Annotated in this window: 1 rRNA gene; it reads left to right on the top strand. The window is 57.0% G+C overall.

The features are described 5' to 3' along the window. Window positions 1–2,138: ribosomal RNA gene (locus C569_RS0129470) — 23S ribosomal RNA — on the top strand; the annotation flags it as partial.

The raw sequence follows: 2,138 nt of genomic DNA, 5'->3' as shown, positions 1-2,138 counted from the left end.
GAAAGGCCAATCAAACTCCGTGATAGCTGGTTCTCCCCGAAATGCATTTAGGTGCAGCGTCGCGTGTTTCTTGCCGGAGGTAGAGCACTGGATGGTCTAGGGGGCCCACAAGCTTACCGAAATCAGCCAAACTCCGAATGCCGGTAAGTGAGAGCGCGGCAGTGAGACTGCGGGGGATAAGCTTCGTAGTCGAGAGGGAAACAGCCCAGATCACCAGCTAAGGCCCCTAAGCGTGTGCTAAGTGGAAAAGGATGTGGGGTCGCATAGACAACCAGGAGGTTGGCTTAGAAGCAGCCACCCTTTAAAGAGTGCGTAATAGCTCACTGGTCAAGTGGTTCCGCGCCGACAATGTAGCGGGGCTCAAGCACACCGCCGAAGCTGTGGCATTCACACTTTAACTTCGTGTCTCCTTGATGGGGCATGCAGGTGTGTGGGTGGGTAGGGGAGCGTCGTGCCGGGGGTGAAGCAGCGGGGTGACCCAGTTGTGGACGCGGCACGAGTGAGAATGCAGGCATGAGTAGCGAAAGAAGGGTGAGAAACCCTTCCGCCGGATGACCAAGGGTTCCAGGGCCAGGCTAATCCGCCCTGGGTGAGTCGGGACCTAAGGCGAGGCCGAGAGGCGTAGTCGATGGACAACGGGTTGATATTCCCGTACCCGCGAAAGAGCGTCCCTGATGAACCTCGTTGTGCTAACCACCCAAACTGGCTGAGACTTTCGGGTTGAGGTTGGGGAGCGTGGGAACCTGGCGGGTAGTAGTCAAGCGATGGGGTGACGCAGGAAGGTAGCTGATCCCGGCCGGTGGTTGTGCCGGGGTAAGCGTGTAGGCCGGCGTGTAGGCAAATCCGCACGCCACTAGGGCTGAGACGTGATGCCGAGCCGATTCAGGTGAAGTCAGTGATCCTATGCTGCCGAGAAAAGCCTCTAGCGAGTTCTGAGCGGCCCGTACCCCAAACCGACACAGGTGGTCAGGTAGAGAATACCGAGGCGATCGGGCGAACTGTGGTTAAGGAACTCGGCAAATTGCCCCCGTAACTTAGGGAGAAGGGGGGCCGGAGACGTGAAGCCCCGCGCGGGTGGAGCGTTGTATGGCCGCAGAGAGCAGGGGGAAGCGACTGTTTACTAAAAACACAGGTCCATGCGAAGAAGTAATTCGATGTATATGGACTGACGCCTGCCCGGTGCTGGAACGTTAAGGGGACCTGTTAGCTCTTCGGGGCGAAGCGGAGAACTTAAGCGCCAGTAAACGGCGGTGGTAACTATAACCATCCTAAGGTAGCGAAATTCCTTGTCGGGTAAGTTCCGACCTGCACGAATGGCGTAACGACTTCCCCACTGTCTCAACCACAGGCCCGGCGAAATTGCAGTACGAGTAAAGATGCTCGTTACGCGCGGCAGGACGGAAAGACCCCGGGACCTTTACTATAGCTTGACATTGGTATCTGAATTAGCTTGTGTAGGATAGGTGGGAGCCGGTGAAGTCCATACGCCAGTATGGGTGGAGGCAATCTTGAAATACCACTCTGGTTGATTTGGGTATCTAACTTCGGACCGTTATCCGGTTCAGGGACAGTGTCTGGTGGGTAGTTTAACTGGGGCGGTTGCCTCCTAAAGGGTAACGGAGGCGCCCAAAGGTTCCCTCAGCCTGGTTGGCAATCAGGTGTTGAGTGCAAGTGCACAAGGGAGCTTGACTGTGAGACTGACAGGTCGAGCAGGGACGAAAGTCGGGACTAGTGATCCGGCACTGGCATGTGGAAGCGGTGTCGCTCAACGGATAAAAGGTACCCCGGGGATAACAGGCTGATCTTCCCCAAGAGTCCATATCGACGGGATGGTTTGGCACCTCGATGTCGGCTCGTCGCATCCTGGGGCTGTAGCAGGTCCCAAGGGTTGGGCTGTTCGCCCATTAAAGCGGTACGCGAGCTGGGTTTAGAACGTCGTGAGACAGTTCGGTCCCTATCCGCCGTGCGCGTAGGATACTTGAGAAGGGCTGTCCCTAGTACGAGAGGACCGGGACGGACGAACCTCTGGTGTGCCAGTTGTCCCGCCAGGGGCACGGCTGGTTAGCTACGTTCGGAAGGGATAACCGCTGAAAGCATCTAAGCGGGAAGCTCGCTTCAAGATGAGGTATCCCACCCAC

The sequence above is a fragment of the Micromonospora sp. CNB394 genome, from assembly GCF_000374985.1.
Classification (GTDB): Bacteria; Actinomycetota; Actinomycetes; order Mycobacteriales; family Micromonosporaceae; genus Micromonospora; species Micromonospora marina.
The sequence above is the reverse complement of the archived record's forward strand: the minus strand, read 5'-3'. Positions and strand labels throughout refer to the sequence as shown.